Here is a 20700-nt window from a genome sequence, read left to right as displayed (position 1 = left end):
GTTAGTGCGGGTCCTCCGCAACGGAGAGCAGGTCTGAAAGGGAAAAGTTGGAACCGGTGGAGCCAAAGCCAGGGCGGCCCCAGTCGATCCCACTGACATACCGCGGCGGCGAGGCCCGATCGCCACTCACCGTGCTGATCGCCAGCCGGAACTTCTCGGGTTGGTTGTTGCCGCACTTCAGCTCGTTGTAGGTGAGGGTCAATGAGTCGGCTCCCTCCACTCGGCCCTTCACCTCAATGAAGACCAGCGAGCCATCAGGACCAGCCGATTCGATGTCGTACCCCTTGCCCCGCTCGGCGCTCTTGTCCACCGGGATGCGGCCCAGGGCGCGCTCGGCTGCGAATACCGCCTCCATCGCCAGCAGCTCCACCCGCCTGCGGGCTTCGGCATCCACGCTTGCATCGGGCGTTTCGCCGCGCAGTTGACGCAAAAGGCCCCCGGGAACGATCAGCGCCCCTCCCTTGATCAGGGGAAGCCGGGCACTGATCTGAGCCTCGGCCTCGAGTGCGGCCATGCGTTTGCCCAGCCGGCTCACCAGCAGCTCGGCTCGCTCCTTGGCCACATGGGCCGGCAGGCGGGTTCGCTTGCCAGCGGTGTCCTTGTGTTTGAGCTCCTCGTACTGGCGCGACCAATGGTTGATCTGCCGCTGCATGCGGGCCTGGATCTCCTGGCGCGCTTTCTCAATCCGCTCCAGCCGTTCCCGCTTGATCTCCTCCAGGTGCTGAGGCACCAGGCTCTGCATGGCGTGGGCCAGCACCAGCTGGTCCCAGTCCTGGTTCAGCCAGCCATCCCCCAGCAGCGGCTGGATCAACTCCAGCTCACCCGTGCGCAGCGGGCGGTAGTCGAGATAGGGGGCGGAGCCGGCGCTCTTCACCGCGCCGGAGCGGGCGATCTCAAGGAACACCAGCCTGTTGGAGATCAGCTGCTGCTGCCCCTGACGGTTACGGCGTCCATCCTGCAGGCCATGCTCCAGACAGAACATCAGCCGCGGCTCGGCCCCCAGATCGTCGTCGTCGATCAGAACCGCCCCCTGGCTGAGCACCTGGCCGTGGCGTTCCCAGATCAGGGAGATGCACGCCTCCAGCAGGGGATGGCCCGGGCTCACCAGCTCGGCCCTGGGGCTCTGCCCTACATGCTCCTTCTCAAAGCAGATCCGCTCGTAGCGAGGCTGCACCGGCACCCCCACGCCGATCTGCTGGTCGCGATCGAGCAGCTGCGGTGACACGTGGGTGATCTCGTAGCGGCCCTCCTCCCTGGGGAAGGCTTTGCCGCCCAGCCGCCGGAATGCCTCCAGGAAGAAGTCGTGCACGTAGTGGGGATGGACGCGGCGCGCCATCGCCCGCTCCATCTGCTGGCGCAGATCGCGCACCTTGCTGGTGTCCATCCCCTGCTTCACGAGGGCACGGCGCTCCAGAAGCTCCAGCAGGTGATCGGACTTCACCGCCTCATCGATCTCCTGCATGCGGGCCTTCACCGCCGGATCGGCGTTGTAGAGCACCGCATCCATCAGCAGCTCCCGCAGCGAGCGACCGGTGAACAGCTGGCCGAGCACGTCGAACACCTTGTCGCCGAGGGCCTTGCGGGCGTTGTCGAGCTTCTCGAGTAGCTGGATGTAGACCTCGCCCTCGCGGGTGTCCTGCGCCAGCAGATTCCACAAGTGGCAGACCTCCTGCTGACCAATCCGGTGGATGCGCCCGAAGCGCTGCTCCAGCCGATTGGGGTTCCAGGGCAGGTCGTAGTTCACCATCAGGTGCGCCCGCTGAAGGTTCACGCCTTCCCCCGCGGCGTCGTTGGCCAGCAGCACCACCACCTGTGGATCGTTCATGAAGGCGTGCACCACCTGCCGCCGCCGGTCTCTTGGCACACCGCCATGGATCTCCACCACCGCTTCTTCCCGGCCGAGGCGGTTGCGGATCTTGCGGGCCAGGTCGGTGAGCGTGTCCTTGAACTCGGTGAACAGCACCAGCTTTCGCCGGCCGCCGTTCTCATCCACCATTTGCGGGGCATCGAGGATCCGGTCCAGCTCCATCCACTTGGCATCGGTACCGGAATTCACCACCCGCTTGCTGAGCACCTCCAGCTCCTTGAGGACCTGGATCTCGTGCTCCAGCTCCGCCAGGGTCTGGGCTGAGGTGGCGTTGTCGGTGAAGGCGTTCTCCACCTCCTCGATCTCAGCGGCGGTGTCCTCCTCGTAGAGCTCGTCGAGGTCATCGGCCTCCAGGGCCGCGAGCTTGCGCTCCAGCTGCAACCGGTCTCCCACTTGCCGTCCCTCCAGTAGCAGCCGTTCCTCCTTGAGCCGAGCTTCCAGTCGCTCCCGTCTGCGCTCGATTGAGCGGTGAATCGCAAACGGTGAGCTCGCCAGGCGGCGCTGCAGGGTCATCAAGGCGAAGCCCACATTCACCCGCCGCTTGCCACCACCTTCTTTGTCGGCATTGCGATCAGCGCGGTTCATCTCATCACGCACGTACTCGGTGACGCGCTCGTAGAGCACCTTCTCGCTGGGGCTCAGCTCGTACTGGGCGGTGTAGCTCCTGCGCTCCGGGAAGAGCTTCTTGCCTTCAAAGGTGTAGAGGTCTTCCTTCACCAGCCGCCGCATCAGGTCGGTGGGATCGCTGCGGTGCACCGCATCCCTCTCCTGGCCCTCAAAGCGGTCTTCATCCAGCAGGGCCATGTAGAGCTGGAAGTCCTCCTCCTTGCCGTTGTGCGGCGTGGCCGTCATCAACAGCAGGTTGCGGGCATGGTTCCCCACCCGCCGGCCCATCTCGTAGCGCTTGGTGCGTTTGATCTCCCCACCAAAGGTGTGGGCACTCATCCGGTGCGACTCATCGCACACCACCAGGTCCCACTCCGGGGCCTGCTCCAGCCGGGTCTGCAGCTCCTCATCCCGGGAGAGCATGTCCATCCGGGCGATCAGCAAGGGCCGCTGCTCGAACGGGTTGCCCAGCCCCGTGGCGTTGATCAGGTCGCGGGTGAGCAGCTCGAACTGCAGCTCGAACTTCTCCTTGAGCTCGTCCTGCCACTGCTCACTCAACGACCCCGGCGCCACGATCAGGCAGCGCTCAAGCTCGCCCCGGATCAGCAGCTCCTTGATCAGTAGGCCGGCCATGATCGTCTTGCCGGCGCCGGGGTCGTCGGCTAGCAGGAAGCGCATCGGCTGCCTGGGCAGCATGTGCTCGTAGACCGCACTGATCTGGTGGGGCAGCGGGTCGATCGCACTGCCGCTCACCGCCACATAGGGGTCGAAGAGGTAGGCCAGCCGGATGCGCTCCGCCTCGCTCACCAGCCGGAACTGGTCGCCGTCGCCCTCAAAGCTCCACTTGCGGCCGCCGGAGACGATCTCCAGCTCGGACTCCCTTTCGCGGAACAGGATCTGGGTATCGATCGTGCCCTGCCCATCCCGGTACACCACCTGGGCGGCCTCACCCATCATCTGGGCCGTGACGATCCGCACGGCTTCGCGGCCCACTAGGCCCTTCACAAGGGCGTCGGGCTTGAGGTCTTCCAGGCGGGTGGTCATCGCTGCACCTCCTGCCGTGGCTGCCGCCCAGGCACCCCAGCCACGCCCCCGACCGGAGCCACCAGTGAAGAGCCGCCCATCACGGCAAACGCATTCGCTTCAGTCTGCGCTAGGCCGGGGCAAAAGACAGCCACTCCGCAGCCAATGAAACGCTGATCAGAACTAGTTTTCATGCGGATCTTGCATTGTTTCGGCTAAACGCAGCTGCTGGCGTAGTACCCGCAAGGCTTCACGGGCAGCGGAGCCGTTGGCCGCTCCCTGGGGCAGCAGCAGCCAGAGCTGCTCCACCAGCACCGGTTGATCAGCCAGGGGCTGCAAGCCATACCGCTCCAACCAGCGCGGCCCAAGCAGCTCCGGGCTGATCGGTAGGGCCAGCTGCCGGTCGCGGGCGCGCTTGATCCAGGCCTCGGCCTCCTGGCAGGCCGCTGGCTGCTGCTCCACCCCATAGCCCTGGTCCGCAACGGCCTGATGCAGCAGGGGAGCAACAGCTCTGCGGGGCAGCAGCACCCGGCGGCTGGTGGCTGCCGTGGCCACCAACTGCAGGCGCAGCTGGCCCAGCGGCATCACCGACAGACCCTCCCAATGCGGCAGCTGACCCGAGAGCAGCCTGCGTTCCAGGCAGAAGGAACTGAGCAGCGCTCCATCCAGCAGGCCATGACGCACCAGCTCCGCCCAGTGCTCCGCCTGGCGGCAGCGCGCTGGCACCTGCTGAATCCCGGCCAGGCCGTGCAGCAGGCGTTGGTGCAGCACATCGGTGCCGATACGCAGCAGCCCCTCCATCAAACGGTGCTCGCGGTAGGCCAGCCGCAGGTGCTGCAGGCAGGTGTTGTGCCCGTGGCGGCACACCGAGGAGCCCTGGCGCGGCACCAGCCGGAACTGCAGCTGCATCAACTGCAGGCTGCGGCACACCGTGCTCTGGTGCATGGCCAGGGCAGCGCCGGCCTTGGCCTGGGAGCCGGCCAGCTCGAGAAAGTCGAGGATGTGCAGGTCTGCCAGCGCCGCGGGTGGCGCGTAACTGCTGACTGGAGGACTGCTGGAGCTGGCCACGGCTGGCTTGAACGTTGCTGGTTGCAGCGTCAGCGCCGCAGGACCAATCCGCGCTGTTTTTCGTGCGAAAGAGAAGCCGCCGGGTGAGGATGCGGCTTCTGTTTTGGGGTGGGAGTTGCCGTTGCCGATGACGCCTGCGCTGCGCTGCCACCTGCTGATCGGCCAGCCCGCCAGCGGCAAGACCACCCTGTCCAAGGCCCTGGCGCCCCTGCTCAGCGCCCCTGGTGAACCGCCGGCGCAGGTGCTCTCCACCGATGCCATCCGCGCCGAGGTGTTTGGCGATGCGGCCGTGCAAGGCCCGTGGGTGGACATCCAGCAGCGGCTGCACCAACGCATCCAGGAGTGTGTGGCCGCTGGCATTCCAGTGATCGTGGATGCCACCCATGCCCGCCGGGCCTGGCGGCTGGAGATCACCCAGGCGCTGCCGCTGCCGGCACCGGTGGAGTGGATCGGCTGGTGGCTCTACACCGATCTGCCTACCTCGTTGGAGTGGAACAGCCGGCGCGAGCGGGCCGTGCCGGTGCCGGTGATCCAGGAGATGGCCGCCGCCCTGGCCGATCCGCACTTCGGGCCATCACGGGCGGAGGGTTTTGCGGCCATCTGTGCCGTGGTGCCCACCCACCACAACGATCTGGCGGCGGTGTTGCAGGCCGAACTGGCCGGGCTCGATCAGCGCATTCGCTCGGCCACCAACCGCGAGCGCAAGCTGCAGCGCCATGGCTATTCGCGCCTGCTGGATCTGGAGCGGCTGCTCCATCTGATCCGGCTGCTGAGCACCTGGCCCGATTTGGCCGCCACCGACCCCGCCAGCGCAGAAGAGCTGGAGGCGATCCTCTCGCCTCTGCCCCAGGGCGATCTGGCCGATCGGGCAGCGGCCTTTCTGGGGAAGCTGCACGGAGCCTGTTTTGCCGATGCCAGCGCCATCCGCAACGACTTGGCCTGGTTGGAAGCCAACGGCTTCTGCAGCGCGATCCCAAGTACCTCACCGGTTCAGCTGGCCCCAGCGCCGCGTGCCGCCGCACCCATCCATGGCGGGCTGCCGCCGATGGGCGATGGGCCGGTGTTTGTGCGGGTGATGACGCTGCTGCGCCACCTGCTGCAGGTGCCCTTTGACCGGCCAGCCGAGCGCGGCAGCAACCTCCATCAGCACCTGATCACCGCCACAGAAACGATCCCCGGCGCCTACCTGCCGGGCGAAACGGCCACCCTGCGCAAGGACCTCGAGAAGCTCCTCACCCCCTACGGCTTCCGCAACCGCAACGACAACGTGCGCCACGGCTACTGCCTGGGCACCGCCGTGCTCTCACCGGCCCGGCTGCGGGAGGTGCACAACGTGGTGCAGCAGGCGGCCGGCCGGCTGGCTGATCCATCGGCGCAGGACCTGTTGGCCGAGCTGGATGAACGGCTGGGCTGGGCCGGCATCGCCGCCGATGGCCTACCGCCGGTGCGCAGCTATGCCCGCCATGCGGTGGTCGACACCCAGCTGGTGCGCCGCGACTCGCTGGCCGCACCCCGCCGCGCCGAGGCGATCGAAGCGGCAATCGTGGAACACCGCCGCGTGCTGCTGCAGCGCTACCCCGGCGTGGGCAGCTTCGCAGGCAGCCCCGCTGGTGAGCTGCGCGTGTGGCCGCTGCAGTTGATCTTCCACAACGTGGGCTGGTATCTCCTCTTTGAAGAGGACCAGGTGGGGCGCGAGCAGGGGTTGATCCGCAGCGAACGGCTCGATCGCCTCGCCATGGCCCGCGGCGATGGCGACCTGCGCCGCAACCACGAGCAGCACGCCGCCGCCATCAACCGGCTGGAGCGCTTGCTGCACCACAGCGGCGGCATCTTCTTCGGCAGTGATCTGGAGCAACAGCTGGCGGTGGCCAGCAGCTCAGTCCAGCGCCGCACCCAGGCCCTGGTGACCCTGCGCTTCTGCTGCAGCCCCTGGGCCTTTGCCTTCATCCGTGAGGGCCTGCAGCGCTATCCGATCGAGCACACTCGCTTTTCCAGACCACTGCCCGGCGACAGCTGGTGGCATCACCCCAAGGCGCCGCACGTGCTCGAGCCAGGCCCAGCCGACGCCAGCCACCCGTACCCGGTGGAGCTGGACCTGCCCCCCTGGACCGTGGCCGCCGACATCGACCTGCGCAGCTGGTTATTTGCCTTTGGCGGCGGCATTCGCATCGAACAACCCGATGTCCTCAGGCAGGAGCTACTGCAGCGCTGTCAGGAGGCGATGGCGGCCAATGGTGGGCAGCCAAGCCCAAGCGCTACCGCAGAACAGCCTTCCCAGCGGACTGACTTTGCCAACCGCCTGCATCTAGATAGGCGATTGTTGTAATCAAACCTGAACGAAACAAGATCCTGAGAGATCTTGTTTTGATGCGGATTTCGCATGGGTACAACCATTCATCACCACCCCCCTGAATGACGCACTCCAGGGTCTACATAAAGGCCCGAGCCCAGCCGTGGCCAACAGGAGCAATTGCGTCGTGAAGTCAAACCATGGTCCGCTTAGCCTGTTAGCCGCGGCAGCGCTGTTGAGCAGCCAGCTTCCGCTACTAGCGAACGAGCTGCCGCTGTATTGCAAATATCCGCCGGGTCGCGGACTCACCCCGGACCAGGAGACTCGCTGCGCCGAAGATCCGGCCAAGGCACAAGAGGCCAAGAAAAAGGCGGAAGAATTGCAGCCCCCTACCTATCCCTTCTCTCGTCCCGGCTTTCTGACGGTTGAGCCGACCAGCGGGAAACAGATTGGCTTGACCCTGCTCTCCAAAGATGGCCGCGAGATCACCTTCGACTACGGCAAGAACAAAGAGAGCCTGGTGCTGAAGCCGGCCGAGATCATCAGCTGGAAATCGGCAAACGCAGGCTCAGGAACCGACGCCAGCAGCGCCGTGAGCGTTGCCGTTGCTGGCGCCTTGTTCTTCTGGCCGATGATGCTGGCGGCCCCGTTCATGGTGAAGAACTACACCATCACCGGCTTTCAGGTTGAGACCATTGATCGGCTCGGCAAAGATGTCAGCCTTGATTTCGCCACCATCGAAAGCCCCAGGCCAGCGATGGAGCTCCTGCGGTTTTCCACGGGTTTAGCCCCAGGCACGAGGCGAGGACCTGAAACCACCAAACCCCTTTACGAAGCAGGGCTCAAGCAATCGATACTTGAGCTGGAGGCATTAAAGAAACCTCTTCTGGTTGTGAACAACAAAAAGCCGTGGTGCACAACCATCAAGCTCAGCGACAATTTAAACAGTGCCGCCTACAAAGACATGGTTGAGCACATCAATGCTTTGCGCAGAAAGCTGGGGTTGCCGCCCGTGCAAGACATGGCATCCACGTCGACCGACCAGCAGTGGGAGGCCTATCTCGATTCCAAGCCGGGCCTCAGGCAATGGGCAGCGTCCTACAAGCAACAAGCAGAAACGCTGAGACAGTGCTAACGGATCGACGCGGGCATAGGCAGCGCCTCTTGCCCGAAGACCATCCCTGAATAACAGAGACGGAGGAACTGGCTACGGCAATGATGCAGAAGCTGCATCATTTTGAATGCAGCCCACGGTTGACGCGAGGCGCAACGACTCATTGAAGCCGGAAGGCCACAGGTGTTGGCGCTAGATCGAGGGTCAGCACTTGCGAGATGGCGTGAATCCCGAACCTTGCCGATCGAGCTGGAGCGCGGATATCCGTGAGCAGCCGCAGATAACAATGTAGGAACTGCATCGAAATCATGCGATTGATCAGCCGCAAGGGCTTACACCGTTGCCAGACCGACGCGACACGCCAGATTCGCAATCGTCACACCAACTCAGACTAAGACGGCTGAGGAGAAAGCAAGACCCAATGCGGTGCAGTTGATCTCAAAGGCACCAATAATTTTTTGTTATACGGGCCCGTGGTGCGCAGCCTGCAAACACTCGCGCCAAATAATCACCAGCGCGCGATTCTAGGCCCACCCACCAAACATTTAAGCTTTGCTTCAGGGTCTGGTTGGGAATTGACACTGCCGATGGTGGCAACGGGTGGTTCAAGACCTAACCGGTGCTGATAGAACTGATGGGCGCCTTGGCAAGGGGCGGCACTCCCGGTCCTGGCCGGGCGACACGGGGAGTCCCGGGCTTTTCGCAAAGAAAAGGCCCAGGGAATCTCACCTCCCCAGGCCTCCCCTTCAAGGGTGCTGCTTTCTGTCAGCAGATTCATGGTGACCCATCAACCGCCTTTTTTACACCGTCCGCGACACATCTCAGGAATTGACCCCAGCCCCTTGACAGGGCTGTCACGTCGGGTCAATCCATCTCTACCCAGCCGGCATCGTGCTGGCGTGGCATGCATCGCTTCTGATGCTGCTGCCCCGCACGGCACTGCACTCAGCGGAGGTGACCTTCATGACTAAGCCTCTACCAACCCGTTGCCTCCTGCATCAGGTGCTGTATCAACGCACATCGCCCTACGGCGTTCCCTACGCCGTAACCCTGATGATCGATCCGGCCGGCAACACCCATACGGCACTGGCTTGCAGCAAGCTCTTTGGCGACCTCGACAAGCTCAGCGAACTGGAGGGCCGCGAGGTCAACCTGCTGCAAACCCGCAGCGGATTGAAGCTCAGGCCCTGGGCGGAACAGTCCATCGAGGCAAGCGACAACTGCGATGAAACCTGTTGTTCGTCGCCGTCCATGGAATTCGACGCACTGCCAGACCCGCTGTTTGCAGCAGACGATCCGCCAGCGAGCCGCAGGGCTCCGAGCACAGGTTCGGCAGCCTCCGCCCTCACGGACCTGGCCACCACCGTGGCCAACCTGGCCCGGGATCGCAAGCTCCCGACGGCCATGTGGATTCACTTCCCCTAGCGGCGATCCCCGATAGCGCCCCCTGATCAAGCAGTCCAGATCAGGGGCCCCCCACCGATGCGATCAGCGCAGGCTTTCGCAGGCCTCGCCATCGCCGTTGCCATCGAGATAGCTGTGCCCCTGGTGCAGCAACTCCTGGGCACGCTCGTAGGAGCCGATCTCGCTGCAGCGGTATCGGCGGCCTCCTGGTGTGGTTCCATCGCTGATGTGGCGACCCCGGGGGCTCCGGCGGAAATCCCAGGGGCGGGTGATGCCGCCCTCCACCTGCCACACCCCAAAGCGATGCCGGCCGGCGCGGTATTCGGCGTCCTGGTACTCCCTGGCGTTGCAACCGCCCAGATACTGGCGGTAGGCAAAGGCCTGACCGTCCTCTACCAGTGCAAGGTTGAGGTTGATGTCACTGATCACCTCGGCCACCGTGCGGCCGTAGCGGTCTGTTGTCTTGACCTCAAGGGTCACCTCACGGCCAATCGGCAGCCGCTGCTGCAGGTAACGCCGGGCCTGCTGACCCCAGGGGCTCTGAGCTGTTTCGGGAGCATCAATGCAGGCCAGCCGCACGGTCAAAGTCCGGCCGGCTTGGCGCACACGAATCGTGTCGCCATCGCCGATGGAAAACACGGTGGCCCTCATGCTCTGGCCATGGACCTCAGCCGGCCAGACCGTGGACGCCCAGAGCGCTACACCCAGCAGAACCCACCTGACCATCGCCGAAGTTTGCACCGGCACTGTTTCCATGCAGTTCCTGCATCGCCTGGGTGAGCTGCAGTGATTCACGCCAATCTGGAGCCCTACTTGTGCGTGCGATGAGCCGCAATCCCCTGCTAATCGCCTTTGCTCTCTCGGCTCTTGCAGCCGGCAGCGCCCTGGCCCAGCAACCGGTGCAACCCCTGCCAAAGGTTGGCAGTTGCCCGCTTGGCTACTACAGCTCCGGGAGCTACTGCGTTCCCTCGGGCGGTGCCAACAGCAGGGGAGCGATCGAAAAGAGTGGCGGCTGCCCCTTGGGTTTTTATTCCTCCGGCAACTACTGCGTCAGTAGCCCTTCAAGTAACCGCGAGGCGATCCAGAAAGCGGGCAACTCCTGCCCGCTGGGCTACTACGGCTCCGGGAATTACTGCGTCAAGAGCCGCTGAACCATGGGCTTCCGCTTCCGCCGCTCTGCCCGCCTGGGTCCACTGCGCTTCAATTTCAGCAAGGGAGGGCTGAGTTCGATCTCCGTTGGGGGCCGCGGTGCTTCCTTCAACATCCCGATGAACCTCAATGGTGGAGCCCGAACCACCGTGGGGTTGCCAGGCACGGGCCTCAGCTGGAGTGCGGAGCCTGCATCGGGTCTGCCCAACAGCCGCCGCCTCCGGTCCGGTCAGCTCGATGCACTCAAGCAGACGCTTCTATCGGTGCTGCACCAGGATCTCTTCTCTCCAGGTTCCCCAGGGGAGCAGCTGTGGGAGCAGGGCCTGGTCAGCCGCCTGCTCGCCAATGGCTCCCTCCCGGCGCGAACGACCGGTCTGCTGGCGTTGATCGAAACACAAGAGGCGATGGAGGCCTATCTACAGCGCGCCCAGGGGCAGGACGATGCCAAGCGCCGCGCCCATCGCTGCATCTCGGCCGTACAGGAAGCCTTACTGCTGATCGATGGTCAGCGGATGTTGGGATGACCCTGGATCCCCGTTCCATGCCGCCGTTGGTGAGGGACTTTGCAGTGGCCCTGAGCTGTAGATCCAGGGATCAAGCCTGGCTGCACCTGCACGGCCATGAATGGATTGATTCCCTCCTCGAGCCCCAGGTGTACTGCTCAGAGCGGTGACGTCTTTCCTGAAACTGATGGAGGCATGATGCTTAGGTTCAAAGTCATTGGGGTGAGTCCTGCTGCAATCCGGCTGGTGACAACAGGAAAGCCATACATCTGACTTTCTGAACTAAAGACAGAAAAACAACATCAAGCAAATTACCAACAGATTGGTCAAGACCAATGACATTTCAAGCCCTCCCTTCCACAGTCACGCTGAGGGCTTGTGGGTCGCCAGAAGGACAAAAACTTTGTAGAAGAGGACACAGCCAGATCCCAACAGGGCCTAGAGCCTCTCGGGGTTTGGCAAGAGAGCAGATCGGCTGAACAGGCTGCAAAGATGAATTCATAAACTTGGCTGGCGTGATTGAATAGAAGAAAGAGCTACCAGACCTGAAAGGCTGAAGTAGCTCTACGCAGAAAGTGAAGTGCCTGGATCAAGAGCATTCCGGCCAGTTCTGCTTGCAAATCTGGGACTAAAACCAGAGCCTCCGATTTTGTTCTGCTATTTGCTGGCTGACAATCCTTCCCAGCCCTGTTGCGTAGCCATTGTCAAACCCGACACTAGCCTTGGGCATGCCAAGTGAAGAGGACTTGGCCGAAGCAACAAGCTTGACTGCCTTAATACGAATTTCTTACATGGGATTAAAAATTAAAGGGAAAACCAGGCTGCCCCCCCCTATGCCTACTTTTAGTTAAGGCCGGCTCATCGTGCTTCCGAGATTGCTAGCAGATCAACCCAATGCCTGAGCAAGCAGCCCAGGAACTGCTGGACCACGTGAATTCAGTTCAGTCCACAATGGATTTTTCATGCTTAGATCTGCCATGGCCGTCTGTGCTGCTGATGTAGATCCTGCTGCAACAAACACCATTCGATCAACTGAGCGATGAAAGGAAAGAAGATTGACACCTGAATCATTCACAATCTTCATCCCAGAAAGATTGGTAGAAGATCCAATCCAATGACTAGACAAGCCGATTGGAATGGAAGTGGAACTAGGCCTGAGTGTCAGCCCAGTCAAATGATCTTTAGAGAAACGGACAGGAACGAGAAACAGGGGCAGCAATGATGAGAGAGATCCTTCCTCGAGAAGCTGGAGAGGATTTGCTGCTATCGGGTTTGTACTGACGCAACAAAAGCTATCGGCGGGATTTGAGGCACTAAGGCAATAAAAATGAATGTGCCATTTGTTTTTAGAACGGAAGCGGCCAATGACCTCTGGGGCCTGTTGCAGGGCTGGTGCCACGACTCCCTCGATGACAATTCCAGCAAAGGCCTGAAGCAGAAGATTTGTTTTGAAGCCCATGACAAGAAGAAATTGGTAGTGTTATTTTAATTAAAAGCACATCACTGCGTTGCCAGAAGACACGCAGGTGGTGCTGCCATAGTTATCGGAATACATTCCCCAATTCCTTCCACCAAAACCCATGCCGGAGTAGCCACCAGGGCCATCAACCATCAAATAGCTGCTGGAAGGAGATTCATAGCCGTAGTAAGACAGCGGATAGGCTTGTGCCACATTGCTTCCAGCCATCAAAGCAAGAGGTGTAGCAGCGATCAGAGCAAGGATGCGAGTACGCATTTTGGTTAAGTAGTAGTGAGGTGTTTCCCTCCGGACACCTACCTCTAGTTCTGGCGGAAGTCGGGTGATTCCAAATCCCTCCAGCGCCCGCACCTATCTCACCGATCTAAACCACCTACAGAATGACCAGCAAAACTCCACCTGGCATTTTGGTGATCTTTTTGCATTCAACTGATGCCACCATGGGAACAGGATTATCAGTCAAAAAACAAAGTCGCGTCTGATCAAACTGCTCTGGGGGAACAGCTTCTACGCTTCGTCCTTGGGGGCAAAGCAGTTCTCTAAGCAAGATACTGATAGTGGCTCCACAGGATCGCAGGCCCCAGGATTTCCTGATGCCGTCGATCTCGCGAAGAATCTCGCCATCAAGCTCAAGCGTGAACCGTTTGGGCTCCGGGAGTTCCTGCATAAAATAGCCTCTGCTTAGTTGGTAGAGATCTAGACCTGTTTACTGGAATGATTCGGAGGCGGCAGTTCGGTTGCCCCATGGGCGAGGCAACTTGAGCGGCATCTCAACACCAGGAGTTTTGACGTGGTTGGCTATAACGCTGATTCCCGTATGTCTCTTGGCGATACTGTCGGCTCATTTGGTTGTAGGGATTCATCTCATTGTTTCTGGAAGACCCATAACCATTGTCCCGATTCCACTGCTGTTATTACTGAGTGTAGGGGTTGTAGTACTGGGCTTTTACTTGGGGAGGAAACAAAGCTACTGGTAGAAGCAGGGCAGTGACTTCGATAAAGTGGATCATTTCTTTTGGGGGTTGTTTTGAGCGGTTAGCTTCAGTTCTTGCTAATTGCCAAAAATGTTCCACCCACCGCCAAGTGTGGGTTGAACCTGGGTGAAATGTCCTTGGTTATCCATGATGTTGTAGCCCCCAGCCAAGGTGCGGTTGACTTGGGTGAAATGACCTTTGTTGTCCCAGATATTGCAACCACCGCCAAGGGTGGGTTGTACCTGGGTGTAATGACCTTGGTTGTCCATGATGTTGTAGCCGCCACCAAGGGTTGGGCGGATCTGCTGGAAAAACATGGGATTGTTGATGGGTGGAGGGTTTTCCCTCCGGACACCTACCCCTAGTTCCAGGTTTCTTCGGGTGATTCCATTTGCAATCCAGCTAATGGTTCATAGTTTAGGGGCGGTGTCAGAGCCCTGCTATTGGACGCCAATCGCCAGTTAGCTGCCAGGCAGCCCAGTAGTAAGGATTTTGCCAGCCTTTCTCCTTCGACAACCTCCCCTCTCTAAAATCAGACTGTGTATTAATTAGGGCTTCACTTCGAGCTTCACCAGTCTTCAAACGCTTATAAAAAATATTCATGAATGCGGCTGTTGCATTGTCATCAACTTTCCATAGCGACAAGAGAGTACTATGTGATCCGGCGATTGATAGTGCACGTTGAAGCCCGTATACACCTTCTCCACTTTGTATCGTGCCATTGGCCGTTTCGCAAGCAGAAAGAACAACTAATTCTGTGCCAGTGAGGTTCAGCAGAGAGACAGAGCTGGCAGTCAATACTCCACTACCGAAATTGTTGCCAGTTAATCCAGCATTGGCACCGGCCAACACAACTCCACTATGGCTCATTGGATCATCGCTTGATGCTTTTTCAGCTCGATAAAAAAAGCCATGAGTAGCAAGATGCAATATATTTGGACTCTTCATTGCTTTTAACCTTGTATCCGTAGCCTCGTCGCCAGTTACAAGTTCACCCTTTAATGTATCCGCAATTTGTCGCCCTTCTACCAACGAACCAGGCAAAATCGCCCACCCACTTATTGATCCTCTTTCGTTATCTTTTTTGCCAGCATTAGTATGTGGTTCACCACTTAGACCCTTGTTGTAATTCGGATTTGCAAAAATTACTGGCTTCCCAGTACTTGATGAATTAGATTTTTCAAGCACAAGCTCTCGGGATGTTGTCAGCAACCTTAGCTTCTTGAGTCTTGACTGGAAAATACTTAGGGCGGCAAACGGGACTCTATGGAGCTCTCCGTCTGGTACGAGATAAATTTCCTTATATGGAGCGATTATTTTCATTAGAGGCTTGAAAACCAAAGCTTCTACTCTATTGAGTTGCTCAGTTGAATCAGAAAGATTTTCCTGGGCAGAAACCAAAGCCTCGTCTACTATTTTATCTATTTCTTTTGCCTCGCCAAGGTCAAAATAGCTAGTGTTCAGTCTCGCGCTGTAAACAAGTGCCAGATAGCGCGCATTGCTCCATCTTTCGGATCGTGGTTTGCTGATGTCCCAGGGCCGATACTTGACAAGCTCAATAAGGATTCCTCCGCTTCCCATTTTCTTGCCTATATCTTCGCTTGACACTAATAATGGCCTAAGAGCCGGAATTCGCGAATACAATTCACGCTCAAATTCATTTTTTTTTAAATTTAATTCTTCTTTTCTTGATGGGCTCACTAGTTCGTTAACACCTCTTTGGTGAAGTTCATCCAGCTCTTTGATTAATTGCTTACCCTGCTTGTCTCCGGGGTTAAGCACCACTTGCCTTCTTGCTAACTCTTGAATTAGCCCATGAGTATTTATTCGAGCAAACAATGCAAGTTCATTCGCTTTCCCAAAGCCATTCATCTTTTTCATGTAAGAGTATATTGCCTGGATATCACCTTCAATACTATTTGCCGCTCCGACTCTCTCTCTTTCTGATAGCCGAGGAAGTATTGTCTGGATCGATTCAGAAATCTTAGTTACACCACTTTTGGCAATCAAAAACGCCTCTTCTGCTTTCCCCAGATCTATTAACATAGCAGCTTTGTTTAGCTCCATTTGCCCAATAAATGGGTCATAGACTTTAGTTATTTTTTGGATCCTTTCAGACTCGCTAATTTCAGCGCTTTGTGCTGCTAATTCAGCAATTCCAGTTTTCCTCATATTGAATTTAACTGCAGCCATTAGTTGATGTATGTTTATGGTGTCTGGGTCATTATTGCCAAGTACATCGACTGCGATGCCATTGGCTTTCATTAGTGCGCTTATAGCCTCCTGATACTTGCCAATTTCGTTGTATTGGGAGGCAATATTTAGGTATCCAACAGCAACTTCCCTGCTGTTGCTGCCGAAAATCTTTTCTGCACACTTTAGTGAAGATTGGAATGCTTCTAGCGCTTGCACGTATTTATCAAGTCCTTCATAAGACGAGCCTTCGTTTGCATAGATTCTGTACATAAGATATTGATACATGGGGGGCTGCTTTGAGCTTTTGATTATCATTTCGGCTTGCCTGGCCATTTTTAAGCCACCTAGATAGTCTGATCTCCTTTGCATTGATATGGATTTCATTAACAATATTGAAACTTCTGCGGTTAGCCTGTCTTTCTCTTCGCCAGCTTGCATCTTAGAAACTAATTGGTCGCCCTTTGTTATTAATTGGTCGGCTTTCTCGAATTTATTTGCTTCCGAGGCTATCCCTACTGTTTGCTCTATGATAAGTATCAGATGATTTAGGCTCCAATTTGGTTCTGCGGGGCCAAGCCTTAAAATCTCTTCTCTGCTGTCAATCGCCTTTTCTATTTCTCCTCTCTTATACAGAGCCCATCCTCCCCAGTCAAGGGAGTCTAGATATAGGCTTTTTTCTAATTCGGTCTTATATTCCCCAACGCTTTCTTTAATTTCAGCTGCGAGCTGAATAATTGCATCCCAGTCATTTCGTTTCACCAGGCAGTTCTGTATGTATTGTAGATCCACTAATGACCTAATTCCATTGCCGTCTCTTCCTTTTTTGGCAAGACTTCTTGCCTTCAGAAACAAGCTTTCAGCATCTCGCAGATCTAATTCTTTCTTCTCCAACTCATGTTTTTTGCATTTTTCATTTGCTTCAGAAACTAATCTAAAAAAAATCGGCCTTGAATCTGGCTCGGCGATGTTGCTTTTTTCTTCATTATTGCTGTTCGCTACAATGGCATGTGCGCATCTTGCCTGAATTCCATTGGCTACTATAGCCAAGGTGGAAATCATGAGAACAACCCGCAGGGCAAACGGCTTCATCCTATCCATAGCGTTACAGTCTATACGCTCTATCATGTCGCATGATCTTACTGCGTGTTCGGTTTTGATAAGCCACTTATTTATTTTTGTGCAGGTCTTTACGGAGATCAAGAGGCTTGAGTCCACAGGAGTTATCAAAGCCAAGCCCATCCCCGCAGCACAATCCTGGCTAAACCAGCTTGGATAGATAGGGGAGTAACCCACTCCAGCGCAGGATAGGGAACTGCTGACAAGATGCCTAGCGGAGCCTGACCCGTTCCCCCTGCTCTGCATGCGCTGCAGACTGAGTCACCCCCTCGAGGCGTGGATGAGAGCAACCCATGAGCAATGGTAGAAAAGTGCCAGCTTGGATCTAGGGGCTATGGCCAGCTATGCGCCAGACCTGTACAGAAGAATACTCAATAGATACTTAATCAAATAATCTCAGATCTGACTTTTTTGAAGAAACCACGTATCTATACAGATGCCTACACAAAATAAAACCCACCCGCGGATAAAATGCGGGTGGGAATGGAATGAGAACAAGGCAAGATCAGCAATAGATATATTGAGCACAGGAGCCAGAGCGATAACGGATGTTCTGGTCCATTCCGGGTGAGTAGTCATTGCTTACACGCTGATACTGACTCCTGGGACCGCCACCAGATCCGAAATAGTCGCCACTAGACCAGCCATTTCCACGCTGGAGCTCAATTTGTTGGCGGCTCAGTCCGTAGGTAGCCCATTGAGCAGATGCGGGTTGAACTGCGGTTGCCGAGATTGAAGCGATGGAACCAGCAACTGCGAGGAAACGAACAAGGCTTTTCATGATCTGAGTGGCGAGCGCCAGTGATCGGTACGCACTCCTCTCGTTCGAACGTCAGGCGGGTGATTCCAAAACGGCTAAACCATTGTCACCACTGGTGTTAGAGACCTTTGATAGGCCGCCAATCCCCTACCAGCTGCCAGGCTGCCCAGTAATACGGCGAACTCCAGACCAATTTGGATTGGGGATCACGAACCTGTACGTCGCGGAACTCCTTCTGGGTAGCGGCCAAAGCGTCGCTTCTTCCCTCTCCTGCCTTAAGGCGCTTGTAGAAGCGGGTCATGAATTCAGCCGTAGCCGCATCATCCACCTTCCAGAGAGAAAGGAGAGTGCTTCTGGCGCCTGCCACGGTTAGCGAGCGCTGTAGCCCGTAGACACCCTCACCGGTGCGCACTTCCCCCTGGCCTGTGGAGCATGCCGAAAGCACTACCAGCTCAGTTCCCTTGAGGTTCAGCGTCACCGCCTCGGCCGCGGTCAGATATCCGTCGTCGTTGGGGTCGAGGTCAGGCTGGTTGGCGCCGGCAAGTACCAAGCCGCTGCGCAGTTGGGGGTCTTCCTGGCGCAGGGAGCGCAGCAGCGGCGACCCCTCCTGGATTGCTCGCATTCCTTCTGTGGGTTTGGTCTCCTGATCAGCGACAAAGAAGCCGTGAGTGGCAATATGCAGCACCCTGGGGCCCTGCAGGCGTTGCAGCGCCGTGGTCGTGGCTGCTGCCCCGCTGGTCAGCCCGGTAGCCAGCAGCTTCGCCACCTTTTGCCCCTCAAGTTCTGAGGCCGGCAACGGATTCCACTGGTTGCTGCCCATCTCCGCTGAGCGTCGCTGAGTCATGGTGGACACCGCATCGGGCTTTCTGGCTGGCGGCGGCTTGGTGCTGGGGCGCTCGTAGTTGGGATTGGCCATCACCAGTGCTTCACTGCCAGGCGGTGCGGGTTGTTGGAGCCGAACTAGTTCCCGGCCGGTGGTGAGCAGCCGCAGCTGCACCGCCTGAGCCAGGGGTGTACCCATTTGCTGCGGGGCTGGCAGTGCGGCAAACGGCACCCGGTTGAGCTCACCATCAGGGGAGAGAAACCATTGGTGGCTGTCAGTCAGCTGAGGCAATAGGGGCTTGAGCAGTTGGATGCTTAGCTGAGCCCAGATCGACTCGGCATCAGAGAGTCCATCCGCCGAGGCCCTCAGCCCCTTATGCACCTGCGCGTCAATCGCCGCTGCTGCTCCGAGAGGCACTGCGCTGATGCTGCCGTTGGGTTTGAGCACAAGGGCGATGTACTGGGCCGCGCCCCAGCGCTGGTCTTTTTGCTTACGCCCGTCAAAGGGCTGGTAGCGCTGGAACTCCACCAATGCCCCATCAGCCGGCAATGCCTTGGCTACCTCAGCGGTGGTTACAGGGTGAAGCTGCAGCTCTGGGATCTGTCGGTAGATCTCAGCCTGCAGTTTGCCCCGTTGTCTGGCCACCTCAGCGCGGCGATCAATCGACAACGTGACAGATGTCAGTTGCTGGGCCAGAGCCTGCAACTGCTTCACCTTTATGCGATCAACACCAGGTGAATTGAGCAGCAAGGCCTGACTCCGTTCAATATCCCGAAGCAAGCCTTGGCGGTTGAGACGGGTCTCCAGAGCTAGTTGGACCGCGGGTGGGTAGAACTCAATCATCCCGAAGGTATATTCCCTTTCATCCCCATCCGCTAGTTGGCGTAATTGAGTGGCCCGATCTCGATCGGGAAGCAGCGGAAGTTCTTTTAGGTACCAGTTTGTCTTTACCTTTTCAGATTTATCAAGAACGATTAGGGCGCTGCTGTGCTGACCTTGTTCGCCTAGAAGAAACGCCAGCTTGCCAAGCGTTGTAGCGACATCGGGATGATTTGCCCCCAGAACACTTTCACGGATGGCCAGTGATCGTCGAACTAGTGGCTCGGCGGAGCTGTATTGCCCACGATAATAGAAAACCTCTGCCAGGTTGTTGAGGATAACTGCGGTAACGGGGTGATCCGGCCCGAAGGCTTTTTCTTGAATTGCCAGAGAGCGTCGATAGAGCGCCTCGGCTGCGGCGTACTGACCTTGGTCGCTCAGAAGCAACGCCAGGTTGTTGATGAGAATGGCTACATTGGGATGACCCGGTCCTAATGCTTTTTCTTGAATTGCCAGAGAGCGTCGATAGAGCGCCTCGGCTGCGGCATACTGACCTTGGTCGCTCAGAAGCGACGCCAGGTTGTTGAGGACAGGTGCGTCGGCGGGGTGATCCGGCCCGAAGGCTTTTTTGTGAATGGCCAGAGAACGGCGATAGAAAGACTCGGCTGCTGCGTACTGACCCTGCTTACTCAGAAGCATTGCAAGATTATTGAGAATTAACGCAACCTCGGGATGGTCCGGCCCGAGAGCTTTTTCTAGGATGGCCAGTGAGCGCCGGTAGAGAGGCTCGGCGGCACCATACCGCCCTTGATTCTTCAGAAGATCTGCAAGGTTGACGAGACTGGTAGCGACATCGGGATGGTCTGGCCCGAGAGCTTTTTCTTTGATGGCCAGTGAGCGACGGTAGAGAGGCTCGGCGGCACCGTACCGCCCTTGCTCGTTCAGCATCAACGCCAGATTATTGAGACTCCACGCAACTTCGGGATGGTCAGGCCCGAGGGCTTTTTCTCGGATGGCCAGGGAGCGGCGATAGAGGGGTTCGGCAGCGGCATACCGTCCCTGTGTGTTCAGAAGAAACGCAAGGTTACTGAGGCTGTTGGCTACATCGGGATGATCCGGCCCATGCAACTTTTCAACAACGAGCAATATTTGCTGCCAGATGGTTGCCGCAGGACCAAACTTCTCTTCCGTGCGTAGTTTTTCAGCCCGCTCAATCATCGCCTTAAGATCAGGCTGATTACGTGTGCTTTGATTGACATTCGCCTGTGCCACCCTGGCAGTAGCTGCATAACCCGGCTGTACTGAGACCAGTGCCGCAGATGCCATGAGGCTGATGGCGAGCCCCTTATGTACGAAGCCTAAGGATTTACCTGTCATGGCCACCGTCTGCAAACATTTTGCATGGCAAATTGCCTCCTGGTTCCCCTTGTTACTTCACATGGCCTGCTCCCTGGCGAAGTTACACGCGACATCCGCTCTGGCCGTATTAGCAGAGGAGCAACTAAATCAAG

14 protein-coding genes are annotated in these 20700 nt (G+C 57.8%); 5 read left to right on the top strand and 9 right to left on the bottom strand.

The window, feature by feature from the left end:
- Position 1: 1 nt before the first annotated feature.
- Positions 2 to 3517: a helicase-related protein gene (locus tag C7K55_RS03675; RefSeq protein ID WP_106502062.1), complete on the bottom strand. Its 3516-nt coding sequence runs from the start codon at positions 3515 to 3517 to the stop codon at positions 2 to 4.
- 162 nt (positions 3518 to 3679) lie between these two features.
- A complete protein-coding gene (locus tag C7K55_RS03670; RefSeq protein WP_127431971.1) occupies positions 3680 to 4564 on the bottom strand; it encodes a hypothetical protein in 885 nt (294 codons plus the stop codon).
- Between the two features lie 127 nt (positions 4565 to 4691).
- Between C7K55_RS03670 and C7K55_RS03665 the strand changes: the two genes are divergently transcribed.
- From C7K55_RS03665 to C7K55_RS03655, 3 genes are all read left to right on the top strand, one after another.
- Complete coding sequence (locus C7K55_RS03665; RefSeq protein WP_106502060.1) at positions 4692 to 6890, top strand: AAA family ATPase; 2199 nt, start codon at positions 4692 to 4694, stop codon at positions 6888 to 6890.
- Positions 6891 to 7089: 199 nt separating this feature from the next.
- Complete coding sequence (locus C7K55_RS03660) at positions 7090 to 7989, top strand: hypothetical protein (protein WP_127431970.1); 900 nt, start codon at positions 7090 to 7092, stop codon at positions 7987 to 7989.
- Positions 7990 to 8931: 942 nt separating this feature from the next.
- Positions 8932 to 9393, top strand: coding sequence for a hypothetical protein (locus C7K55_RS03655; protein ID WP_206603463.1), 462 nt, complete (start codon positions 8932 to 8934; stop codon positions 9391 to 9393).
- Between the two features lie 63 nt (positions 9394 to 9456).
- On the opposite strand, the gene C7K55_RS03650 is transcribed toward C7K55_RS03655, so the two are convergent.
- Entirely contained in the window at positions 9457 to 10023 is a 567-nt protein-coding gene (locus C7K55_RS03650) for a thermonuclease family protein (protein WP_241518153.1), read from the bottom strand.
- A gap of 173 nt (positions 10024 to 10196) precedes the next feature.
- Between C7K55_RS03650 and C7K55_RS03645 the strand changes: the two genes are divergently transcribed.
- Positions 10197 to 10523, top strand: a complete 327-nt coding sequence (locus C7K55_RS03645; RefSeq protein ID WP_106502057.1) for a hypothetical protein — start codon at positions 10197 to 10199, stop codon at positions 10521 to 10523.
- A 3-nt stretch (positions 10524 to 10526) separates the two neighbouring features.
- A complete protein-coding gene (locus C7K55_RS03640; protein WP_106502056.1) occupies positions 10527 to 11045 on the top strand; it encodes a DUF4236 domain-containing protein in 519 nt (172 codons plus the stop codon).
- 865 nt (positions 11046 to 11910) lie between these two features.
- Here C7K55_RS03640 and C7K55_RS13240 read toward each other — a convergent pair.
- The 6 genes from C7K55_RS13240 to C7K55_RS03620 all read right to left on the bottom strand — a co-directional run bounded on the left by C7K55_RS13240 (position 11911) and on the right by C7K55_RS03620 (position 20572).
- Complete coding sequence (locus tag C7K55_RS13240; protein WP_127431969.1) at positions 11911 to 12483, bottom strand: hypothetical protein; 573 nt, start codon at positions 12481 to 12483, stop codon at positions 11911 to 11913.
- A gap of 30 nt (positions 12484 to 12513) precedes the next feature.
- Positions 12514 to 12759 (bottom strand): hypothetical protein, encoded by a 246-nt coding sequence (locus C7K55_RS03635; protein ID WP_127431968.1) that lies wholly within the window; start codon positions 12757 to 12759, stop codon positions 12514 to 12516.
- Positions 12760 to 12874: 115 nt separating this feature from the next.
- On the bottom strand, positions 12875 to 13168 hold the full coding sequence (locus C7K55_RS13860; RefSeq protein ID WP_206603462.1) for a hypothetical protein: 294 nt from the start codon (positions 13166 to 13168) through the stop codon (positions 12875 to 12877).
- A gap of 384 nt (positions 13169 to 13552) precedes the next feature.
- Positions 13553 to 13792 carry a hypothetical protein gene (locus C7K55_RS03630; protein ID WP_106502054.1) on the bottom strand — a complete coding sequence of 80 codons (240 nt, stop codon included), beginning with the start codon at positions 13790 to 13792 and terminating at the stop codon, positions 13553 to 13555.
- Positions 13793 to 13904: 112 nt separating this feature from the next.
- On the bottom strand, positions 13905 to 16904 hold the full coding sequence (locus C7K55_RS03625; protein ID WP_161956109.1) for a CHAT domain-containing protein: 3000 nt from the start codon (positions 16902 to 16904) through the stop codon (positions 13905 to 13907).
- A 761-nt stretch (positions 16905 to 17665) separates the two neighbouring features.
- Complete coding sequence (locus tag C7K55_RS03620; RefSeq protein WP_241518169.1) at positions 17666 to 20572, bottom strand: CHAT domain-containing tetratricopeptide repeat protein; 2907 nt, start codon at positions 20570 to 20572, stop codon at positions 17666 to 17668.
- Between the last annotated feature and the right edge of the window lie 128 nt (positions 20573 to 20700).

It is taken from the genome of Cyanobium usitatum str. Tous (genome assembly GCF_003011885.1).
Lineage (GTDB): Bacteria > Cyanobacteriota > Cyanobacteriia > PCC-6307 > Cyanobiaceae > Cyanobium_A > Cyanobium_A usitatum.
This window is presented reverse-complemented; position numbering and strand designations above follow the sequence as displayed.